A 21197-nucleotide genomic window follows, 5' to 3' on the forward strand; every position below is an offset into this window, starting at 1 on the left:
ATGCACAGGCAAGGATGATCCGGCAGCGCAGAGCCAACGCCTGCGGTGTCGACCGCCGGCGAACCAACTCCTCTAACCGGTCCCGTTCCTGAGCAGTCAGCACCAACGCAGCCTTCGGCCGCCCCATCCGAGCCATGAACAGACTCTACTCATGAAACGAATTCCTGACTCAGAACACTAGGGCACTGGACCACTACGCGACCTGCCTGCGCCACGCGCAGGCAAAGGCGGGGCCGATCATCGAGGACGCGGCCGAAGCAAGAGCCGTTTCCCGTAAGCACCAGCACCGGGTCGACGAATACAACCAGGCCGTGGATGCTGAATCCGATCAGCTTCCACCGCGTCCGCCCGAGACCGACCCTGGCGTCACAGCGATGGACGCCTGCGTGGCACGCCTGAATAACCTCCGCGACGATGTAGCCGAAGCCGCTCGTGACTGCGCACGCAAACTGAAGGACGCGGCCGACTCGGCACCGGATGAACCGGGCTTCTTCGAGAACCTATTGAACAAGGGCCGCGAGTTCGTCCAGGGTGTCTACGAGGGCGCCGACGCCATGATGGACCTGGCTTCGGTGGTCACCCAGCCGTGGAACATCGAGAAGAACGCGATGACCATCGCCACCACCCTGGACGGCATCAACTATGGCGTCCACCATCCCAAGGAGTTCGCCAAGGGCTTGCTGAACTGGGACATGTGGGCCAAACAGCCCGCCCGCGCTGCCGGCCAGCTTGCTCCCGACATCGTGCTGGACCTGCTCACCGGCGGCGGTGGCGCCGCCGCCGCTGGCGGGAAGGGCAGCCGGGCCGCTCGTCGGCTTTCCCGGCTTCGTGACGGCTTGGCGGGTCGCAAGAAGGTCGCCAGCCGCCTGGACGAGAACGGCGACCCCGTCAAGAAGCGGCCCGAGTGCGGTGAGCCTGTGAACCCGGTCAACGGGGAGATGATGCTCCCCCAGACCGACCTCACCCTGCCCGGCTCCCTCCCCCTGGTACTGGAACGCACGCACCTGTCCGGCTACACCGCGGGCGGCTGGTTCGGCCCCAGCTGGGCCGCCACCCTCGACCAGCACCTCGAGATCGACGACGAGGGTGTGGTGTTCGCGGGCGAGGACGGCATCCTCCTGGCCTACCCCCACCCCCAGCCCGGCATCGAGGTATATCCGCTGGCAGGCCCCCGCTGGCCTCTGACCCGTGATCCGGCCGACGACACCTACACCATCACCACCGACCTGCCCACCGGCCGTACCCTCACGTTCGGGCCGCGTCCCGGCCACGACGCCGAGACAGGCATGCCCCTGGTCGCGATCGAGGACCGGTCCGGCCGTCACATTGACTTCCTCTACGACCCGGCCACCGGCCGACCCACCGAAATTCACCATCACGGCGGCTACCGGGTGGCTGTGGACACGCACGCCAAGATGCCGCGCATCGTCGCCGTCCGCGTGCTGGATCCCGCCGATCTACAGGCCCCCGGCACGCTGGTCATGTCCTACGGCTACGACGAGATGGGCAACCTCACCGAGGTCATCAACTCTTCGGGCCTGCCTATGACCTTTACCTACGACGAAGCTGACCGGATCACCTCCTGGACGGACCGGAACGGCACCAGCTTCGGCTACCTGTACGACCACCGCGGCCGCGTCAAGCACACAGTCGGCCCGGATGACGGCATCCTCTCCGGCAGCTTTCACTACGCCGAAGCAGAACGCACCACCGTCTACACCAACTCCCTTGGCCATCAAACGACTTACCGCCACAACCAAACCGCCAAGGTTATTGCCGAGACCGATCCGCTGGGCAACACCACGCGCACCGAATATGACACCGCTAACCGCGAGATCGTCGCCATCGCAGACCCCCTCGGGCACACCACTCATTACGAGCATGACGAACGGGGCAACCTCACGCGCGTCACTCTGCCCGACGGGAAGGTGACCTCAGCTACGTATAACGCATTTGGCCAGCTACTGAGTGTGACCGAACCCGGCGGGGCGATCTGGCACCACACCTACGACGCAGATGGAAACCAGCTCTCGGTCGTTGATCCGCTTGGCGCTGAGACGCACTACTCCTACGACGCTCACGGCTACCTGGTGAGCGTCACTGATGCTCTCGGCCATACCCAGCAGTTCACACCAAACCAGGCCGGGTTGACTATCACCGCTACAGATGAGCTCGGGCTCAGTACGACGCTGGAGCGCGACACACTCGGCCGCCCCATCATGCTCAGAGATCCGCTTGGCCACACCGTCCGCATGTCCTGGACAACGGACGGGAACCCCGCCTGGCGCGAAGCCGCAGACGGCGCACGCGAAATATGGGAATGGGATCCAGAGGGCAACCTGACTGCCCACATCGACCCAGCAGGGAACATCACTCGAACTACGTACACGCATTTCGATCGGCGTGCATCTCGTACGGACGCGGAAGGCCGCGAACACACCTTCACCTACGACACGGAGCTGAAACTCACTGCGGTCACCGATCCACAGGGTCAAATTTGGACCTACCACTACGATCAAGCAGGGCGGTTGACAGGGGAGAAGGACTTCACCGACCGCACACTGACCTATGTACTGAACGCCGCAGGCCGGCTCACCGCTCGCACTAATGGAGCTGGTGAAACCGTCGAGTTTAGCCGCGACGAGTTCGGCCGAACCACAGAGCACCGCTGCGACTCAGGAAGCCGGACGGTATTCACGTTTGATGCGGACGGATATCTTTCCGCGATGGCAAACGCTGACGCCAATGTCAGGTATGAACGAGACGCGCTCGGACGTGTGCTCGCTGAGACAGTCAATGGCCACACGACCCGCCTCACTTACGATGCGGTCGGCCGGCGGACTTCCCGCACCACGCCTAGCGGCCACACCTCCGCCTGGACATACGACCCAGCGGGTCGTCCCGCCACGCTGCACTCCGGAGAGGGCACTCTGGCCTTCGCCTATGATTCCGCCGGCCGAGAGGTCGAACGACACTTGGGGGAAATAGCCACTCTTACCCAGGTCTGGGACAGTGCCGACCGCCTCCGCTCGCAGGCTGTGACCGCCCATCCCGAGGCGGCCAGTCATCTGCTTCAGCACCGCAACTTCGTGTACCGGCAAGACGGCCGCCTCGCCGAGATACAGGAACTCATTGACGGCACCCGCTATTTTGATCTGGACCGAAACGGCCGCGTCAATCGAGTCCGCGCAATGGAGTGGACGGAGCAATACGCCTATGACGCGGTCGGTAATCTCACGCACAGTGCCGCACCGGGCATACTCGATTCTGGTGATCGTACTCTCGCCGGTGGACTGGTTCAGCGCGCCGGCCGAACAACCTACGAACACGATGCGCAAGGCCGCCTGATACGTTCCGTACGGCGCCTGCTCAACGGCCAAAAACGCACTTGGACTTACGCGTGGAGTGCCGAGGACCGACTCACCGACGTTGTCACCCCCGACGGAATCCGCTGGCACTACCTCTACGACCCACTCGGCCGCCGTATCGCCAAACAGCAACTTACCGATAGCGGAGAGGTCAACTCCCAGACAGACTTTTTTTGGGATGAGAACCGGATCGCCGAAGAGTCGGCGACCGTAACGACGACGTGGGACTACCAGCCTGGGACATACCGTCCCCTGGCTCAGACGGAACGTCGCCCCCGGCACGCTGATCCCCGCGCCCAATGGGCGACAGGGAGCGCCCTGTCGCAACCGGAGTGCGACGCCCGCTTCTACGCCATCGTCACTGACCTTGTGGGCACCCCCACGGAACTCGTGGATTCCACGGGAGAGCTTGCCTGGCAAGCCCGCACCACTCTCTGGGGCGCTCCACTTCCAACACCCACCGGCCCGCAGGGCACGGCCTGCCCCCTCCGTTTTCTCGGTCAATATGCTGACGACGAGACCGGCCTCCATTACAACAACCAGCGTTACTATGACCCGCAAAGCGCTCGCTACCTCACACCAGACCCTTTGGGGCTGGCTCCAGCGCTTCACCCCTACACGTACGCGCCAAATCCCCTCGAATGGGCGGACCCCTTCGGGCTGAAGTGCAAGAAGAAGTCCGCCGAGGATCTCAAGTGGAAAGAAGCGAGCCGCCCCACCTTCGGGCATACCTTCAGTGAGCATGGCGCTGGCGCGAAGAACACGACAAGCTTGACAGATCGGGCTCGCAGCACCGGAAATTATCAAGGGCAGTGGGCCGATAACGAGAAAGCCGTGGAGTTTCTGAAGAAAAATTACGATCCAGATGGCGGGGTTCGCGAGGTCCCTCTCCCTGAAGGGTTGGGGAAGGTGATAACGCCTGACGGAAAGGTAATCGAAGCAACGCATGCCCGTTTGGTTCCCAAGGGGGACGGGACGTACAAGACCGCTTTCCCAATAACAAAGAAAGGGACTTAATGGAATTTCAAGTAACAATTACTCCTCCCTCGCGGCGCTACGATCTAGCAGCGGACATTGATCCATCCTTGGACTATGAATCGCTGATTATGGAGGCATGTGAGATTCTCGCGGAGACGGACAGTGAGTTTCACGTAGCGGGTTTTGGGCAGCATGAGTGGCCTGTTTCCGTCTCGTATGATCTATCCACCTTCATGGAGCAACTGCCCCAGGCAATCGCGTCTCTTCGCACCGGAAGTACTGCAGAAATCGATTTCTACGGCCAGGGCTTGGAACGGGTTGTCTCTCTGAGTCCCAGGGGAGAAGAGGTCGCCATCCGATGCACCTCACGCACCGGATGGCAGCCGACACTCGAAATCGAACAGGTGTCATATGTGGCAGCAGTGCGAATGCTGACAGGGGCGTTCCGGGATTTCAGGACGGCACTTGATCTGGCGTCCCCTGGCGTCGCAACATTTCTTCCTGTGCTCGACGATTAAGTCGTCGGCTGCGCTGCGGCGCGCGGCGGCTGCTTTGGGCGCGGTGTTTCGGGATCACGCAGCTCCTGCAGTCCCAGCGCGGAGTTAACGTGAGGCCGCTCACCACGTGGCGCTGCCGCTACTTGTTGGAGGCGGTCAGTTTTGACCGCTGTTGGCCCTGGTGTACCGCGCTGAAGGGCTGGGATGGGGCTGGCCCCCGATGGCGTGGGGTGGAGCTGACGCGCGTGGGCTTGGTTCGGGTGCGGAGAGGCGCCGTGGGTCGGGTCCGACGATGAGGTGTGCACACGCGAATGCGGCGGGTTACTGGACCGACGCACCCAAGACATCACGCAGCTGTCCACGCCCGGTGAACGTCCGGATGGACCTGCACAGGGCGACTGCGCGGGTGCGAGTCAGACCGGTTCGGTAGGCAGATGGCAGCTCCCCGTATGCCTGTGCGGTGACGCGGGCGGCTTTCTCGGGTTCCCCATCGTGTTCGAGTGCCAGGGCCTCTCGTACGAGTGATAGCACGGCAACGCGCCATCCCGGGTCCCCAGTGCTTTGTAGCGTGCTGGGGGTGACGGTCGAGTACGAGAGACATGGGTCGCCTCTGGACGAGTATCAGCTTTCGCGGGCTGATCACCGTCGCCAGGGGGAGGCTGAGGACATAGCTGCGTGGGTGGAGCGGCAGGTCGCCAAGGCGCCACCCTGGTCCGAGGAGCAGTTCCAGCGGATTCAGGGGCTACTTGATAGCCACGCGGCGCCACCTCCGTGGGAGTACATGAGATGGCGCGTGCGTCTCTACTGTGGCCATATTCAGGAGGTCGAGCGGCACTGCCGCGATGCCCGCCCCGATAGGGGCACGCAAGATGCCCGATGCGCCGAGTGCGGCAAGAATCCTGCGGTGATTGTGGCCTTTGAGGTGATCGGACCGGTGGCTGAGCTGCCGAAGGCGCCGCAGACCAGGTCTCGGAACACGGCGTCACGTCCGAGTCGCCGGACGAAGGCCGAGCTGGAGGCAGAGAACTCAGAGCTCCGGGCCGAAGTCGAGCGTCTCCGCCGTACTGCGACCAAGTAGATCGCGCTTTTGGCAACCGGCCGTCCGAGATCTGGCCCATCACAGTAGCCAGGAAGCCCCCTTCGGTATGGGGCCGATCGGCGAGAGTGAGCCACTGCGTCGGTTCCACGTAGCGATTGCCAGCCAGTTCACGGCACACGTTTGGGTCGGCTACGGGGCACGGCGCCCCATGGTGTCCTGGTCAACGGATTCCACCAGCGCCTGCCAACCGGGTGTGGCCAGCCCGGCGGCCAGTAGGCGTCTACTGGTGATCCATTCCGTGCGGCCTTGGGCGACGGCCTGTCGTACGGCGGCGATTTCGGCTGGGGCGGGGTCGGAGGAGCGATCCATGTGGGCCCGCATGAAGTGCTTGAAGAGCTGAGGCAGCTGTTCGGGGTGGGTTCCCCTCTTCTCCTTGAGGGAGAAGAGGGGGAGGAACCACCTCTCGAACGATTGCCGGGTGGTGGCGGTGGCTCGGTATGCCTCGTACATCGTCTGGAGGTCGGCGGTGTGGTCGTAGGGGAGGTGTCCGTGGAGGGCGTATTTCAATCGGGTGCCGTGGTGCTCGCGGAAGTGCTGGCCGTGGGCGGCGATGTGGTTGGCGGCGTTCTGGGTGATCGTCATGACCGCCGTGTCTGCCTCGTGCCGGCGGGCTGCGGCGAGGACGGTGTCGTGGACGCCGACGCGTGGGTCGAGGACGAGGCCGGGGAGGCCGAGGGGCGCGAGGCCGATGCCGTGGTCGCGGGTGCGGGAGATGATCAGGCGGGCGCTGGTGCTGCCGGTCGTGTTCTGCAGATGCTTGGGCTGGGCGCGGTGGCTGGAGTGGATGTCGGTCCGGTCGAGGGTGGGATGGTTCTTCGCAAGCTCGGCAACGAGGTGCCGTGTGGTGTGTTCGCGGATGTCGGTGCTGCCGCAGGCGCGACAGGCATGGCTGCCGTGGCCTGTCATGTGGTCGCAGGATCTGCAGATGGGGATGGTCTCGCGGCTGATCACCACGGTGCCGGCGCGCAGGTTCTCTCCGATCAACTCCAGGGCCAGGGCGACCACCTCGGGATCGGTGTCGGTCATGGTGCCGGCCGCCGGTTGGGGATCCGGCGCGTACTTGTCGGCTATGAGGCGGGCCTCGAAGGCCGTGCGTGTCACCGGTTCGCCGTCGGCGGCGCGGTGGCGTAAGTCGCCGTCGAGGGTGACGGTGTTCCACAGGTGAGGTGTGGGTGGTGAGCCAAGAACGGCGTTGAGGGCTGCGGCCAAGCGGATGCCGACGGCCTTGCCGGGCTTGGTCTGGAAGGTGAAGAGGCCGTTCTGGACCGGGCCGTTGAAGAACAGGGGATGCACGGGACGCTCCTAGAGAGGTGGTGGAGTGGTCAACGCGGTTCTGGTGAATCGGTTGCCGTGCAGGTTGTAGTGGAGGATCGCGGCGTTGGGCAGCTTGCCCTTGCGTTCCTCGGCGAGGACCTCGGGCAGGGGGAGGTCTTCGAGGAGGGTGCGGAGCGCGACGGCTGCGGTCTGGTGGGTGAAGGCGATGACCGTGCAGGGTGTTTGCAGCGCGGTGCGGGTGAGCGTGGTGAAGTCGGTGGCCCGCTGGGTGACGCCCTTGGCGAGGGATTCGCCTCCGCCGGGCGCGGTCCAGATGTGCTTGCGCTGTCGGCGGTCCTCGGCGAGTTCGGGGTAGGTGTCGTAGAGCTCGCGCTTGGTCATGTAGGTGGCGTCGCCGTAGTGCTGTTCGTCCAGGAGCGGCGTCTGCTGGGGCCAGCCGGCAGGGAGGCTGGGCAGGGCGATGGCCGCGGTGTCGATCGCTCTGCGGTAGGTGGAGGTGTAGACACGGGGTTCGTGCTGGATGTGGTCGGGGAGTGTCTTGGCGAGCCACTGGGCCTGGCGGAAGCCGCGCGGGGTGAGGCCGACGAGGCTGCGGGAGATGCGGTGTGCGGCGGCGCCGCTGTAGGGGCGGGGGTCTTGGTAGAAGCCGTTGTACTTGTCGGCGTTCTCCACCGACTCGGCGTGCCGGATGATCAGGAGTGTCACGGGGGTGCTCCTAGCCGGCGAGGTTTGCGACGTAGGACCCGCTGACGGTCCAGGGCGTGAGCTCGATGCCGAAGCCGCTGCGTTCGCCGTCCTGGGTGTGGACGAGCTTGCCGGTCACGTGCACTGTGTCTCCCGAACGGAAGGCGCCGGTGTAGGCGCCGAGGTAGGAGCGCATGTGGGTGATCCTCCGTGCGAGAGATTCGGGCTCGTCGACGGTGGAGCTGAGGACGGTCTTCACCTTGATCTCGTAGACGGCCGGTGTGGTCAGGCCCTCGGAGTGGTCGGTGATCTCCGCTAGGAGGGAGATCTCGCCGATTTCCTTGGCGGAGATGTGGGAGAAGGTCTTGTCGCGGTCGGCGCGGATGGGCTCGCAGCTGATGTGCGCGCCGGCGCTCACCGTCAGGCCCTGGAGCTTGCGGCGCTCCTGCTTGATGAGCGCGTCGAAGGAGCTGCCCTCCATGTACTTGGACCGTCGGATGTACAGGCGGGTCAGGTTGTCCCCGTCGTACGGCCTGATGAGCTCCTCGTGCTTGAAGAGCTCCTGGGCGGCCGCGTAGCCCTCGGGGCCGTAGCAGACGAGGTCGATGTCCGAGCGCTGGTTGTAGCAGCCGACGAGGAAGGATCCGGTGACACCGATCAGTCCTTGGGCGCCCTTGGAGGTGATCCACTCGGTGATCGCGAGGAGGTCTTTGCCTGCGGGGTTGTCGGCGACGTGGCCGGGTTCCTCGTGGATGGCCACGAGGGCGTGGCGGCAGGAGTAGTGGACGGCGATGTCGTCGCGTGGGATGCCGGTGATGACGCAGCCGAGGGTGTCGGAGTAGACGTAGCACTCCGGCCGGGTGGCGAGGATGCCGAAGGACTTCGACACCACGCTGTTCTGCCGGTAGGTCTGGCCGAACAGATGCCGGTCGCCCTTGTCGTCGGGGTGGTACTTCACGTAGCCGAGGTAGTGGCTGCCCGGATGGCTGTCGCCGATCACCTTGAAAACGACCCCGTGGTGGTCCATCAGGTAATCGCGGTCGCGGACGGCGGAGACCGGCCTACCGGTGCCCGTCTGCGAACTGCGCCAGGGTGGGGAAGCTACCGGTGTCGATGGTGCTGGACGACTCATACTGATCAAGTCCCATCGAGAAGAGGGTGCGGCGGTACTGCCACTTGATGTGCTTGTCGTGCCGTGCAGAGTCGGTGGGCCGCATGAGGGCGAGGAAGAAGAAGCACTTGACGAACAGGAAGTCGGCCAGGTGCTCGCTCACCGGCCGGCCGAACAGGTCGATGGTGGTCTCGTCGAGGGCGCTGGTGTAGGCAGTGCGCTGTGCGGGGGTGACGCTGTAGCCCTTGCCACCTCCCTTGAAGGCCACGATGTCTAGTGCGGGGTAGACGTCGTAGCCGAGAGGGACGGGGCCGTGGTGTTGCCAGTCGATGACGCCCTTGGCCAGGACATTCGGGAGGCCGTAGTCGAGGTGCCCGTGGACCATGGGCAGCGCTGCCATCCGGTCGAGAGCTCGCTTGACAGCCTCATGGACCTGTGGGGTGTCGAGGTCCGGGTTCTCCTCGAATACGTTGGCGGTGAAGGCGGCCTTGTCGAACCAGGGTGCTGTGGGCAGGGGGTGGGACGCCTGGGCTCGCAGGAGTCCGGAGGCAACAGCGGCAGCTGTGTCGATCACCTCGTCGCGGACTGCACCATTTTGCTGGGCGTCGGCGAGGGCTTCATCGTGTAGTGAGGCGGTGCCGAGGGACCGTTCGATGACGAAGTAGCCTTCGCCGTCCTCGCCGCTCTCGACGATTTTCGGAACGGGGTAACCGAGGCCGACGGCGAGCTGCTGGAACTCGATCTCTTTCCGCAGATCCTCGCCGCCGGTTCGCTTGTAAAGGAGGCGGTCAGCTGACCTCCACACTGCGCCCTGCGTTGCTGTCCTGTTCTTGACGAACTCCCAGTCGCTCATCTATCCGTCCTTCCGTCGAGTGGACTTCGGCCTGTTGCAGCGTGAACGCCTGGATGCGCGGAGCCGACACGGAACTCGTGGCGACGCCAGGCGGGATGTCGGTCATCGTCCTCCTCTCGGATGCGAGCCCAGGAACTGGGTCGTCGGCAGTCGGAGAGGAAGGAAGTCCGGCTGAGAGTTCGGCCGTTCCCGCCTGGTCGACGATCAGAGTGCCGAGCGCCAATACAGTTGCGATGTGGCCCGTGAGCCACATCGCAACGCACAGCCGCCCGATGGGATCGCTGTCCGCTGCACTGGAGCGATGGCGGCCGCTGACCCCGCTCACCCGAGCCCGGATCACGACGAGGTGCCCCTGGGCACGAGGCACCCCCACGGCAACCAGCCGGACGACGCTTCGAACAGCATCCGGCGACGCTCGTGCTGCCCAGCGGTTCGGCGGGAGGACCCGGCTGTTGCTTCGGCCAGGAAGCCGCCACGGTTGCGGATGAGGACGCTGAGCGAGGCGAACCGTGCGGCATCGGCGGCGATGTGGGATGCGCCTCCGACGACGATGCCACGGATGAGGCCAGAGGACAGCGCGCCCGTTATGGCCGACCAGCCAGGCCGGGCGTCCAGGGCCACGCTCGGATCATTGTCGGACCACACGCCGGCTACGTGCCAGTGGCGCGTGTCGGCGTAGTGGCGGGCGCGACGTTCGGCGTCACGTGCTACCGCCGTTTCGGCGGTACAGGAGTAGACGGCGACGGGTACGCGGCCGAAGCCGTCAGATGGGGTTTGCGGCATGCCTTCAGCCTTCTGCCAACGACGTGCCCGGGACAGACACGGGCCGTGGCGGCGCCGCGAGGTCATCGGACAGGGGACTGCTACGCCACGTGCTGCGGAGTCCGGCCGCACCACCGGGGTGCTACGGGGCGTGGCAGTCGCGCTGGCAGCGGCAGCCCAAACTGCCATGGCTCGTGGCGGTCAGCGGACTCCGAGGGGAACGCCGGCTGCCTGGGCGAGTCCGCGGAGGCGGCCGACGGACACACCAGCCAGGCGGGAGATGATCACGCCGGGCAACATCTGGTGGCGCACCCATCCCGGGGCCATGGCACAGACGGCTTCGAGGGTGTCGGCAGCCTGGCCCCACCGCCGGCACTCCACATGGGTCAAGGCCACGTCGAGGCCGTAGCGGGCTCGGGTGGCAAGGGGCACGGTGTCGTCCAGCCGGACCGTATCCATGAGCCGAAGGGCCCTGGCGGTGTCGCCGAGGGCGACGGCGATGCTCATGGCCTGGGTGGCGGCATACAGAGGGCCGAAAGGCTGGGCATGCAGACCACGGGCGTGCTCGGCGCCGAGGCGAGCGCCGACCGCATGCGCTTGGGAGAGATATTCACGGGCGGTGTCCGCCGAGGCACCACCCCGGGATGCGGACACGGCGGCGTTCGTCACGAGCTGCCCGTACACCGATAGCCGGTCCGGGTCGTGCTCGGACATCTTCGGTTCGATCCGGTCTGCCTGGGCGGTAGCGAGCGCGAACCCCTGCGTGGTCCGCCCGTCGCGGAGGTTGACCCATGCCGTGGTGGCGGCGAGGTGGGCGTCACGAAGGTCGTCCCCGGCCTGCACAGCGATCTGACGGCCGTAGGTGAGTGCTGCGTAGGCGAGGTCTCGCGAGCCCCAGACGTTCGCGGCCATTCCCGCGGTCTGGAAGACATCGGCCAGGACGCCGGCCGCGGCTTCCCGCTCGTCTGCGTCCGCGGTGTCGTATCGGGCGCGGGCCTCGGGGAGCAGGGCACCGAGCAGTGCGCCGAGCTCGGTGTAACGGCCTGCCCAATAGGCGGCGTTGGCACGCTGAACGACAGCGCGGAGTTCTTCGACGGTGCCCGGTTCGGTGCTGGCGGGAATGCCGATGGCGGCATCGTGGGTGGCGGCCGACAGGGTGCGCAGGGCGGCTCGCTCGTCACGGTCCATAGAGCGGCGGGGTGCCTGCTGGCCGAGGAGTACGGCGATGTCGGTCCCGAGGGTGGAGGCGATGGAGAGCAGAGAGGGGAGGGAGGCGGTCCCGCCGCGTTCCAGCTTCCGCACGACGCCGACGGACACGGCGGCCGCTTCCGCTAACTGCTCCTGTGTCATGCCGCCGCGGAGGGTCTTGAGTCGCTCGGCGGTGCTGCACTCCGACCATTGCATGACAGCCACTCCTCATCCTGACAGGCAGGCGGCGACCCTAATCTGACAGGCCAGGCGTGGACCGTACCCGCTGTCGCCCGACTGCGAACACCCATAGGGACAGCAGGAGATGGCGATCGGCTGGAACGCATCGCTATGCGGGTAGGGCGGTGCTCACCCCCAGCAGACCCTCCAGCTCGGCCACTGTGGCGGCCTCGTGAGTCGCGAGGACGGTGGTGATGCCCAACGCCTCGGCAGGCGGGAGGTTCACGGGATGGTCGTCAACGAACACGCATGCCTGTGCCGGGAGACCGAGACGCTCCAGCGTCAGCTGGTAGATAGCCGGATCCGGCTTCGCAATGCCGGCTGCCTCAGAGATGACGTGTACATCGAACAGGCTCCAGACACCGGCATGCTCGTAAGGATCGAACGGATCCAGGCCGAAGCTGTTCGACAAGAGCGCGAGCCGGTATCCCGCGTCCTTGGCGGCACGCGCGAGTGCGGCCATACGTCGAGCTGCGGGCACTCCGGCCCAGGCGCGTCCCATCAGGTTCTCCGGTGCCACATCAGCACCGAGCAGGGCCGCGGTTCGCTCGTTCCACTCGGCTTGCCCGATCTCGCCGATCTCCAGCGCGGCGTACAGCCGTCGGCCTTCAGGGTGGTCGTTGAGGGTGGCACGCCATGCCTCCGGGCGCAGTCCTTCCGACTCGCACCACGCGCGGTGCACGGGGCGCGGGTCTGCGGTCAGGACCCCGGCGAAATCCAGGATGAGCCCGCGCTGGGCCTGGCGGTTGGCGGTGTCCGTGGGCTGCGGCATGCTGCGTGCTCCCTCTCCATGGGCCTGTCGAAGGACGCTACCGCGTGGGGTGAGCATGGGACGGTGAGACGTCCTGACCTCCGAACTGGCTCACCGCCCGCCGGCAGGGCCGCCAGTAAGAACCGTGGCATCAGCCGCAAGCCACCTCACGCCACAGAATCGATCCGTTGGGCGCACACACTCCGAATGATCTTCAAGTCAGCCAGTGCTTGATCCCGTGCTTCCTGATGACCGGGCAGCCCCTTGCCCGCCGCCTCCACAGCCTCGTCGAGTGCGGCGATGACCGCCTTCGGAGCGAACCGCATACCGAAGGCATAGCCCGTGTCAACTCGGGTGCGCAGGTCCCGCTCCACCGTGTCCCAGGCATCCAGGACCGCCAACTGATTCTCGGTTCCGGGAGACTGTTCCAGCGCCCGAATCAGGGTCTGGATGTCCTTGTGGGCCTGCGTGCACAGCTTGCGATAGCGAGCCCACATCTTGTGCGTTGCCACCACCGCGCCGATGCCGATCGTGACTGCCAAGGCTGGCAACACCTTGATGTAGTCGCGGGAGACCATGGAAAGGACGGCGTATAGCAATACCGCCGCGCCACAAGCCCCGTTGAAATTCGCCAGAGTCCGGCTGGCCATGGCCCGGAGGACGCGCCCGTCAAGCCGTTCGAGCAGGTCGTCCTTCGGTTCGATCCAGCGGGCGAAGTGAGGAAACAGGAAGCAGAACGCCAGCATCTTCTTAGCGTCCCAACCGTGGTCGAGGAACTGCTCAGGGGCCGCCACTATCCTGTCGAACACGTTGAGCGGATACATGAACAACTTGAATGCGACCACCGCCCAGACCGCCACCTTCAGCTTCTCCCAGCGTCTGATCCATGCAGGCGTGTGGAACGTAGTTATCAGCCAGCCGCGGAATTGCTTCGGTGCATGCCAGCCTTCAGTGAATCCCCGCCACTGACGCGCCCCCCACAGCGTGAGCACAAGACTGCAGACGAAGAGAATCACGCCAGGAACCCGGTAGCGGGTGTCGTACAGCTGGTTGCTCCAGACGTTCACGACAAACCCGACAGGAAAGAAGGCGCGCTTCCAGTGGGCTCGCACAGAGCCAGCAGTCCCGTACCAGATCGACATAGCCTCATGCTTCCGCGAACCCACGGCGCGCCAGAGCCGTTTGATGCAGATCAGAGGTTGGACGTAGTTTGCGGCTGGTGACACGGTCTTGCTGGCGCCCTTATCAGGCCGAGCCGCCTCCTGGTTGAGGGGTCTGCTGCACGATCGGGTGACATCTGAACTGGCTTGCCCTGTAGGGCGGGTGGAAAGGATGTCGCTGTGCCCAAGCCTTATCCGGAAGAGTTCCGCCAGGACGTCGTGCGGGTCGCGAGAAACCGCGGCCCGGGCGTGACGGTGGAGCAGGTGGCCACCGACTTCGGGGTCCACCCGATGACGTTGTGGAAGTGGATGCGCCGGGCGGATGTCGACGACGGGACCAAGCCCGGGGTGACCAGCCAGGAGGGCGCGGAACTGCGGGAAGCACGTCGGCGGATCAAGCTGCTGGAGCAGGAGAACGAGGTCCTGCGCCGGGCCGCGGCCTATCTGTCGCAGGCGCATCTGCCGGGAAAAGGATCTACCCGCTCGTGAAAGAGCTGGCCGCGGACGGGGTGCCCGTCACGGTGACGTGCCGGGTGCTCAAGCTCGCCAGACAGCCCTACTACCGCTGGCTGGGCAAGCCGGTTGCCGACGCCGTGCTGGTGGAGGCATATCGCGCGAACGCGCTGTACGACGCCCACCGCGACGACCCGGAGTTCGGCTACCGGTTCCTGGCCGATGAAGCGCGTGGTGGCGGAGCCGGCATGGCCGAGCGCACCGCGTGGCGGATCTGCCGGGACAATCGCTGGTGGAGTGTCTTCGGGAAGAAGCGTGGCCGGGGCAAGAAGGCCGGCCCTCCGGTGCACGACGATCTCGTGAGCCGCAACTTCACCGCGACCGGCCCGAACCGGCTGTGGCTCGCCGACATCACCGAACACGCCACCGGCCAGGGCAAGCTGTACCTCTGCGCGATCAAGGATGTCTTCAGCAACAGGATCGTGGGCTACTCCATTGATGCGCGGATGAAGTCCCGCCTCGCCGTAGCCGCCCTGGACAACGCCGTGGCCCGGCGTGAACACGTCGACGGGTGCATCCTGCACAGCGATCGCGGATCACAGTTCCGGTCCCGGAAGTTCGTCCGGACTCTCGACCACCACCGGATGGCCGGATCGATAGGGAGAGTCGGGGCGGCCGGCGACAACGCGGCCATGGAGTCCTTCTTCAGCCTGCTGCAGCGGAACGTCCTCGACCGCCGGACCTGGGCCACCCGTGAAGAACTGCGGATCGCGATCGTGTCCTGGATAGAGAGGACCTACCACCGGCGCCGCAGACAAGCCGCACTCGGCCGGCTGACACCCGTCGAATTCGAGGCCGTCATGACCACACCGGCCCTCCAGGCTGCGTGACCGAACCTGTCACCCGAACCTGCATCAGACCCCGGCACGAGGGCTTCGCTCCGGCTACGGCCAGGCCGCCTGATGGCGCGCAAGCCGCAGCGGCGTGAATTCGGCAATGTGCGCAAGACCGAGTCGGGGCGCTTCCAGGCCCGTTACTGGGCTCCGGACGGCAAGCGGCGCTACGCGCCGAAGACGTTCGAGACCAAGACCGAGGCAACGACCTGGCTCGCGCTGACCCAGGCCGATATTGAGCGCAAGCACTGGACCGACCCCGACGCCGGCGTGGTCAACTTCGAGAATTTCGCGAGTAAGTGGGTCGATGAGCGCGGCCTCGCAGCGACCACCGAGGACCTGTACACCCGGCTGCTCGCCAGGCACATCGTGCCCACGTTCGGCACGTGGGACCTGGACGAAATCCAACCGTCGGATGTGCGCGTCTGGCGAGCCGAGCGGCTGAAGGCAACCAACGGTGCGAAGACGACGGTGGCCAAGTCCTACCGCCTGCTGAAGGCCATCCTTCAAACCGCGGTCGACGACGATCTCCTCAAGAGCAACCCGTGCCGCATCAAGGGCGCCGGCAAGGAGGAGGCCGATGAGCGCGATGTCGCCGAGGTTGAACAGGTCTATGCGCTGGCCGAAGCCATCGGACCACGCTGGCGCATCATGATCTTCCTCGGCGCTTTCGCGTCCCTGCGTCCTGAAGAACTCGCGGAGCTGCGTCGCAGCGACATCGACGTCGACGAGGGCGTGGTGTGGATCAGGCGTGCCGCACCGGAGCTGACCAACGGCAAGAAGGTGATCGGCGATCCGAAGTCGAGGGCGGGCAAGCGCGCGGTGTATCTGCCTGACTTCATCGTGCCCGAGCTGCACCGCCACCTTCAGTGGTTCGCGGAGAAGGAGCCGGACGGACTCCTCATCGTGGGCGAGCGAGGGGCCGCTCTGCGACGGTCCTCCTTCGGGCGCAAGTGGCGCAGGGCGCGCATCGCGGTGGGACTGCCGGACAACTTCCGCTTCTACGATCTGCGCCACACCGGCAACACCCTGGCGGCTGACTCTGGTGCGAAGCTCAAGGACCTCATGGTCCGCGCGGGCCAGTCCAGCCCGAAGGCTCAGCTGATCTACCAGCACTCCAAGAAGAAACACCAGCGCAAGCTCGCGAAGAGCATCGACGCCGAGGTGCGCCAGCAGCGCAGGGAGGCAGCCGAGCACCGGGAGGAGAAGCAGAAGCGCTCCGGCTGAGGCGCCGGCTTCCCCTGTTCAGAGGGGGCAATGCGAGGCGAAGGCAGGACCGGTCAGCAACACCGGTCCTGCCTTCGCCGCGCTGTGCTTTCGGCGGCTGTCCGCTGACAAGTGATCATGGCCGTCTGGCAAACAAGTATGACCACTGTGCCCAATCCTCAGATCCGCCACCATTAGCCGCGTGCCGCTGGCTATCGTCCCCTTATGAAGTCCCAAGTGGCCGATACCACCGCAGCATGCAGTTGCCATGCGAAGGAGAGCATGTGCGAGGAGTGCAAGGGCGAAGGGTGGCTGACACCGCTGCCGCCAGATGGGCGCCGACGCGATGCCACTGGCAGCTGTACGTCGTGTGCTGGTCTTGGCGGCCACCGCCTGCCGCACGCGCATGCGTGCCCCGTGATGAAGAAGCATCCCGGGCTTGGGTACTACGCACCGCAGCTCATCAGTGACTCGGACGACGTCACGTTCTTCAGCACCGGCGACGCCATGGCTTCACCAGCAGTACGGCGCCGACTCGCAGAGCTCCTCTTCGGGCCGCCTCCCCGCTGACCGCGCCCGCATGGTGGAGGGCACCGGGATGGAAGTCGGTCAAGCTCGCCTGGCAATGGCCAAGAATTCGTGGCAGAGGACAGCGGAGCGCGTTCGCCCTCCGGCGCGGAGGCAAGGCGCCAGATGAACTTCTTTCCCCAGGGCCCATTTTGCATCCGTAATCTCACGACCCCTCAGGCACAGGTGGCCCAAGTCACAGAAGACGTGTCTCGCTATTCGAGAAGATCGGCTGCCAAGGCGCCTGGGGCGGTGGGGGAGTTCGCGGAATCTGCACCTCCGTCGCCAGATAGGGCTGGTGGAGGGCTGGTCGACCGCAAAGCGGTCTAGACAACAAACAAGCCCCAGGTCACTGACCTGGGGCTTCCATATAGAGCGGGTGACGGGAATCGAACCCGCGCTCTGAGCTTGGGAAGCTCATGTTCTACCATTAAACTACACCCGCGTCATCCCGCCTCGATCGAGAGCGGAACATCGTCGCACACTCTACCCCATCGCCGCCCCGCGGTGCATTTGGCATGCCTGGGTGGTGTGAGTGGGAGTGCGGTGGGGGTGTGGCAGGGGTGTTCCGTGGGGCTGTTGAGGGAGGCGCGGTCCCGGGGTGGAGGGTGTGGTTCCGGGGTGGGATGCGGGTGCGGGGTGCGGGAGTTGGGGCGTACGGTTGGGCGTCGGAGTGCCGCGTGTGGTGGCGCCCAGTTCATCCCCTAATGTGGCTTTTGTTGTCCACGCAGTTGGGAGAGGGACTTGATGGAGCGCACCGTCGTACGTTGTGCCGAGGGCCACGTGTTCAGCACCGCTTCGTTCCCGATGCAGACCACCGACCGGCTCGGTCCCGGACGGCTGTTGCGCTGCCCGCGCTGTGCTCGGCTGCGGCACTCGGTGCCCGTCGAGCACGCCAAGCGGTAGCGATCAAGAGGCGATAGCGAGCAAGAAGCGAGCAGGAGAAGTGTGTGGCGATCAAGAAAGCCGTGGCACTTCGTTGAGAGCGGCAGCCGCACCTCGTGAGGGAGGCGGCGGCCGGCAGTAGGACCAGGAGTGGGCGAGGCCCGGCTTCCCCGGTGGGGGGCCGGGCCCTCGTCGTGCGGTGGGGGTCGGGCGGGCGCGTATCCTCGTCTGCGTGCTTCTCTCAGACAAGGACATCCGGGCCGAGATCGATGCTGGTCGGGTGCGTATCGACCCCTACGAAGAGTCGATGGTGCAGCCGTCCAGCATCGACGTGCGGCTCGACCGCTATTTCCGGGTGTTCGAGAATCACCGCTATCCGCACATCGACCCCGCCGTGGAGCAGAGCGACCTGACCCGTGAGGTGGTGCCCGAGGGGGATGAGGCGTTCATCCTGCACCCGGGTGAGTTCGTGCTGGCCTCGACGTACGAGGTCATCACGCTGCCCGATGACCTGGCGTCCCGGCTGGAGGGCAAGAGCTCGCTGGGGCGGCTGGGGCTGCTGACGCATTCGACCGCCGGGTTCATCGACCCGGGGTTCAGCGGGCATGTGACGCTGGAGCTGAGCAATGTCGCCACGCTGCCGATCAAGCTGTGGCCGGGCATGAAGATCGGGCAGCTGTGCATGTTCCGGCTGACCTCGCCGACCGAGCACCCGTACGGCAGCGAGAAGTACGGCTCCCGCTACCAGGGGCAGCGCGGTCCGACGCCGTCCCGGTCGTTCAGGAACTTCCACCGCACGCAGGTATGACACGGCCGCGTCGGTGTGGGGGGCGCGCTCTACAGGGCGGGCGCGTGGCAGAGGGTGTGGACACAGAAGGTCTGAGAGAGATACGTGAGTGACGTGCGGGAGAACCTGACGTACGAGCGGTTCGGCGGGGCGATCCGTGAGCTGGCGCAGACGATCGCCGATGACGGGTACGAGCCCGATGTCGTGCTGTCGATCGCCCGTGGCGGCGTTTTTGTCGCGGGAGGACTGGCGTACGCGCTGGACTGCAAGAACATCCACCTGGTGAATGTGGAGTTCTACACCGGGGTGGGGACCACCCTGGAGATGCCGGTCATGCTGGCGCCGGTGCCGAATGCGATCGACTTCTCGGAGAAGAAGGTGCTGATCGCCGACGATGTCGCCGACACCGGCAAGACGCTGAAGCTCGTGCACGACTTCTGCCAGGGGACCGTGGCGGAGGTCCGCAGCGCGGTGATCTATGAGAAGTCGCAGTCGCTGGTGAAGTGCGAGTACGTGTGGAAGCGCACGGACGAGTGGATCAACTTCCCGTGGAGCGTCGAGCCGCCCGTGGTGCGGCGCGAGGGGCAGATTCTCGACGCCTGAGGTGACAGGGCCGGCCGATCGCCGCTCCCCGTAGGGGAGTTGATGTCGGCCGGTCTTTTGCTGCGCCGCTTTCGGCCAATCCCGTTCCGGGTGTTCCACCGGTGCTTACCTGCGAGTAAAACCCGCGGTAACAGGCGACCGGAGGGGAGGCCCCATGCTGCGTGCGAGACGCGGGCGGTGGGCGTTACGTGGGCGGGGTACGGGATATGGGCCGCGTACGGGGCGCGGGCGGCGGCTGCGGGCCGTCGTGGCGACCTCGACGGCGGCCTTGACCATGGTGTTCACCGTGGCGGCGGGTGGGGCGAGCGCCGCCCCCGGGGCCGCGGGCGGCACGGCACCCGCCGGCGCCACGGCCGCCAAGCCGCTGTCGCCCGAGCTGGAGAAGATCCGGGCGCGGGAGGCGGACCGGCTCTACGGGGACCCGGCCGAGCGGCCCCTCGGGGAGCGGAAGACCTCGTTGATCTCGCTGGGGGACAGTGAGATCTCGGGCGAGGGCGTCGGGACGTACGAAGCGGGGACGGACGGCCCCGACAACTGGTGTCACCGGTCGCCGGACTCGGCGATCCACCGGACCGGGATCGCGGCGGAGGTGACGTACAACGCCGCCTGCTCGGGCGCGTCCAGCGGGAATATCGTGATCGGCGGCAGCAAGCAGTACGCCGACGAGCTGGTGCAGAGCGACAGCCTCGCCATCGCGGCCCGTAACACCCGGCTGAAGATGGTGCTCCTGGTGGCCGGCGCCAACGACGATCTGCAGTTCGGGTCGGTGATGACGGACTGCGTCACCCGCTGGTTCCTGCTGCAGGGCACCTGCGAGCCGAAGTATCAGCCGGGCTGGCAGGCCCGGGTCGACGGGCTGGTGCCGAAGGTCGAGCGGACGGTCGGCGATCTGCGGACCGTGCTGCGGGACGCGGGGTACGCCGACGGCGACTACCGGCTTGTGGTGATGTCGTATCCGAGCCCGATCGGGCCGGATGTGGAGGACAACCCGCAGTATCCGGGGAAGCTGCTGGGCGGCTGCACCGGCTACACCTCCGATGCGGGCTGGGGGCGCAATGCCGCCGTGCCCGCGTTCGAGAAGGGGGTGCGGAAGGCGGCGCGGGACAGCGGCGCGACCTATCTGGACGCCTCGCGGCTGTTCCACGGGCACGAGGTGTGCATGGAGGAGACCTGGGCCCGCGGGCTGTATGTGAACCTCACCAACCCCTTCCCGCCGAACTCGAATTCGGTGCGGCAGTCCTTCCACCCGAACGCCCGCGGGCACGGCGCGTTCGCGTCCTGTCTGACCCAGCTGTACGCGTCGGGGCTGCGTGAGGCGGCCTGTGCCGATCCGGCGAGCACCGGGCAGCCGAAGCTGTACCCGGGCGGCTGGGACGACGCCTACCGGCCGCTGAAGAGCGCCGGGACGGGCAGCTGTGTGGACGCGACCGGGAGCGCCAGCCGTAATGGCACGGTGGTCGGCGGCTGGGACTGTCACGGCCAGCGCAACCAGGGCTGGTGGTACGACCCGGAGCAGCGGTCGCTGCATGTGGAGCTGACCCAGGACCGGTGCCTGGATGTGCCGGGCGCGCGGTACACGGCCGGGGCCGGGCTGGTGCTGTGGAACTGCTCGGGCGCGGCCAACCAGCAGTTCGTACGGGCCGACGGCGGCACGATCCGGCCGGCCGCCGCGCAGTCGCTGTGTCTGACGCTGGCCGCGGCGAAGGAACCGCTGCGGTTGCAGGGGTGCGACGGGTCGGCCGGGCAGCGGTTCGCCTGACGCCCGGAGGGAGTGAGCCTGCCGTATGGCAAAGGGCCCGCTCCGGAGCCGAGTGCTCCGGGGCGGGCCCTTGCCGTG

At 66.2% G+C, this 21197-nt stretch carries 16 protein-coding genes and 1 tRNA gene; 8 read left to right on the plus strand and 9 right to left on the minus strand.

Annotated features, from left to right (window positions below; genetic code table 11):
- Positions 1–164 precede the first annotated feature (164 nt).
- Positions 165–4385, plus strand: coding sequence for a DUF6531 domain-containing protein (locus AB0C46_RS38915; protein ID WP_362833874.1), 4221 nt, complete (start codon positions 165–167; stop codon positions 4383–4385).
- Positions 4385–4864, plus strand: coding sequence for a hypothetical protein (locus AB0C46_RS38920; protein WP_362833849.1), 480 nt, complete (start codon positions 4385–4387; stop codon positions 4862–4864). Before AB0C46_RS38915 ends, AB0C46_RS38920 begins: the two co-directional genes overlap by 1 nt.
- 1207 nt (positions 4865–6071) lie before the next feature.
- On the opposite strand, the gene AB0C46_RS38925 is transcribed toward AB0C46_RS38920, so the two are convergent.
- From AB0C46_RS38925 to AB0C46_RS38960, 8 genes are all read right to left on the minus strand, one after another.
- A complete protein-coding gene (locus tag AB0C46_RS38925; RefSeq protein WP_362833850.1) occupies positions 6072–7235 on the minus strand; it encodes a hypothetical protein in 1164 nt (387 codons plus the stop codon).
- Between the two features lie 9 nt (positions 7236–7244).
- The gene (locus AB0C46_RS38930) at positions 7245–7922 is read right to left on the minus strand and encodes a histidine phosphatase family protein (RefSeq protein WP_362833851.1); all 678 of its coding nucleotides are present in this window, start codon (positions 7920–7922) and stop codon (positions 7245–7247) included.
- A gap of 10 nt (positions 7923–7932) precedes the next feature.
- Positions 7933–8928, minus strand: a complete 996-nt coding sequence (locus tag AB0C46_RS38935; RefSeq protein WP_362833852.1) for a nucleotidyltransferase domain-containing protein — start codon at positions 8926–8928, stop codon at positions 7933–7935.
- A 34-nt stretch (positions 8929–8962) separates the two neighbouring features.
- Positions 8963–9865, minus strand: a complete 903-nt coding sequence (locus AB0C46_RS38940) for a phosphotransferase (protein ID WP_362833853.1) — start codon at positions 9863–9865, stop codon at positions 8963–8965.
- 336 nt (positions 9866–10201) lie between these two features.
- The gene (locus tag AB0C46_RS38945) at positions 10202–10648 is read right to left on the minus strand and encodes a hypothetical protein (RefSeq protein ID WP_362833854.1); all 447 of its coding nucleotides are present in this window, start codon (positions 10646–10648) and stop codon (positions 10202–10204) included.
- 180 nt (positions 10649–10828) lie between these two features.
- On the minus strand, positions 10829–12031 hold the full coding sequence (locus AB0C46_RS38950) for a helix-turn-helix domain-containing protein (protein ID WP_362833855.1): 1203 nt from the start codon (positions 12029–12031) through the stop codon (positions 10829–10831).
- A 133-nt stretch (positions 12032–12164) separates the two neighbouring features.
- Complete coding sequence (locus AB0C46_RS38955; RefSeq protein ID WP_362833856.1) at positions 12165–12827, minus strand: HAD-IA family hydrolase; 663 nt, start codon at positions 12825–12827, stop codon at positions 12165–12167.
- 146 nt (positions 12828–12973) lie between these two features.
- Positions 12974–13948 (minus strand): hypothetical protein, encoded by a 975-nt coding sequence (locus AB0C46_RS38960; RefSeq protein ID WP_362833857.1) that lies wholly within the window; start codon positions 13946–13948, stop codon positions 12974–12976.
- Between the two features lie 198 nt (positions 13949–14146).
- On the opposite strand from AB0C46_RS38960, the gene AB0C46_RS38965 reads away from it, so the two are divergent.
- Positions 14147–15309 (plus strand): IS3 family transposase gene (locus AB0C46_RS38965; RefSeq protein ID WP_362833858.1). Its coding sequence is split into 2 segments (ribosomal slippage): positions 14147–14431 and positions 14434–15309, totalling 1161 coding nucleotides; the frame shifts between segments, so codons are not numbered across the junction.
- Positions 15310–15378: 69 nt separating this feature from the next.
- Complete coding sequence (locus tag AB0C46_RS38970; RefSeq protein WP_362833875.1) at positions 15379–16539, plus strand: site-specific integrase; 1161 nt, start codon at positions 15379–15381, stop codon at positions 16537–16539.
- 920 nt (positions 16540–17459) lie between these two features.
- Here the strand turns inward: AB0C46_RS38970 and AB0C46_RS38975 are convergent.
- Positions 17460–17530, minus strand: a tRNA-Gly gene (locus AB0C46_RS38975).
- 302 nt (positions 17531–17832) lie between these two features.
- On the opposite strand from AB0C46_RS38975, the gene AB0C46_RS38980 reads away from it, so the two are divergent.
- The 4 genes from AB0C46_RS38980 to AB0C46_RS38995 all read left to right on the plus strand — a co-directional run bounded on the left by AB0C46_RS38980 (position 17833) and on the right by AB0C46_RS38995 (position 21119).
- Entirely contained in the window at positions 17833–17991 is a 159-nt protein-coding gene (locus AB0C46_RS38980; protein WP_016573140.1) for a hypothetical protein, read from the plus strand.
- Between the two features lie 211 nt (positions 17992–18202).
- The gene (gene dcd, locus AB0C46_RS38985) at positions 18203–18778 is read left to right on the plus strand and encodes a dCTP deaminase (RefSeq protein WP_362833859.1); all 576 of its coding nucleotides are present in this window, start codon (positions 18203–18205) and stop codon (positions 18776–18778) included.
- Between the two features lie 84 nt (positions 18779–18862).
- The gene (locus tag AB0C46_RS38990; protein WP_362833860.1) at positions 18863–19360 is read left to right on the plus strand and encodes a phosphoribosyltransferase; all 498 of its coding nucleotides are present in this window, start codon (positions 18863–18865) and stop codon (positions 19358–19360) included.
- 154 nt (positions 19361–19514) lie between these two features.
- Positions 19515–21119 carry a ricin-type beta-trefoil lectin domain protein gene (locus AB0C46_RS38995; protein WP_362833861.1) on the plus strand — a complete coding sequence of 535 codons (1605 nt, stop codon included), beginning with the start codon at positions 19515–19517 and terminating at the stop codon, positions 21117–21119.
- The last annotated feature ends 78 nt before the right edge of the window (positions 21120–21197 follow it).

Origin of the sequence: Streptomyces sp. NPDC048637 (genome assembly GCF_040650675.1) — a bacterium.
Classification (GTDB): domain Bacteria; phylum Actinomycetota; class Actinomycetes; order Streptomycetales; family Streptomycetaceae; genus Streptomyces.

What these genes read in the sequence shown, in the direction of transcription:
- AB0C46_RS38920 (WP_362833849.1), top strand. Translation starts at nt 4,385, where the DNA reads ATGGAATTTCAAGTAACAATTACTCCTCCCTCGCGGCGCTACGATCTA.
- AB0C46_RS38935 (WP_362833852.1), bottom strand. Translation starts at nt 8,928, where the DNA reads ATGGACCACCACGGGGTCGTTTTCAAGGTGATCGGCGACAGCCATCCG.
- AB0C46_RS38940 (WP_362833853.1), bottom strand. Translation starts at nt 9,865, where the DNA reads ATGAGCGACTGGGAGTTCGTCAAGAACAGGACAGCAACGCAGGGCGCA.
- AB0C46_RS38945 (WP_362833854.1), bottom strand. Translation starts at nt 10,648, where the DNA reads ATGCCGCAAACCCCATCTGACGGCTTCGGCCGCGTACCCGTCGCCGTC.
- AB0C46_RS38950 (WP_362833855.1), bottom strand. Translation starts at nt 12,031, where the DNA reads ATGCAATGGTCGGAGTGCAGCACCGCCGAGCGACTCAAGACCCTCCGC.
- AB0C46_RS38955 (WP_362833856.1), bottom strand. Translation starts at nt 12,827, where the DNA reads ATGCCGCAGCCCACGGACACCGCCAACCGCCAGGCCCAGCGCGGGCTC.
- AB0C46_RS38960 (WP_362833857.1), bottom strand. Translation starts at nt 13,948, where the DNA reads ATGTCGATCTGGTACGGGACTGCTGGCTCTGTGCGAGCCCACTGGAAG.
- AB0C46_RS38980 (WP_016573140.1), top strand. Translation starts at nt 17,833, where the DNA reads ATGGAGCGCACCGTCGTACGTTGTGCCGAGGGCCACGTGTTCAGCACC.
- AB0C46_RS38995 (WP_362833861.1), top strand. Translation starts at nt 19,515, where the DNA reads ATGCTGCGTGCGAGACGCGGGCGGTGGGCGTTACGTGGGCGGGGTACG.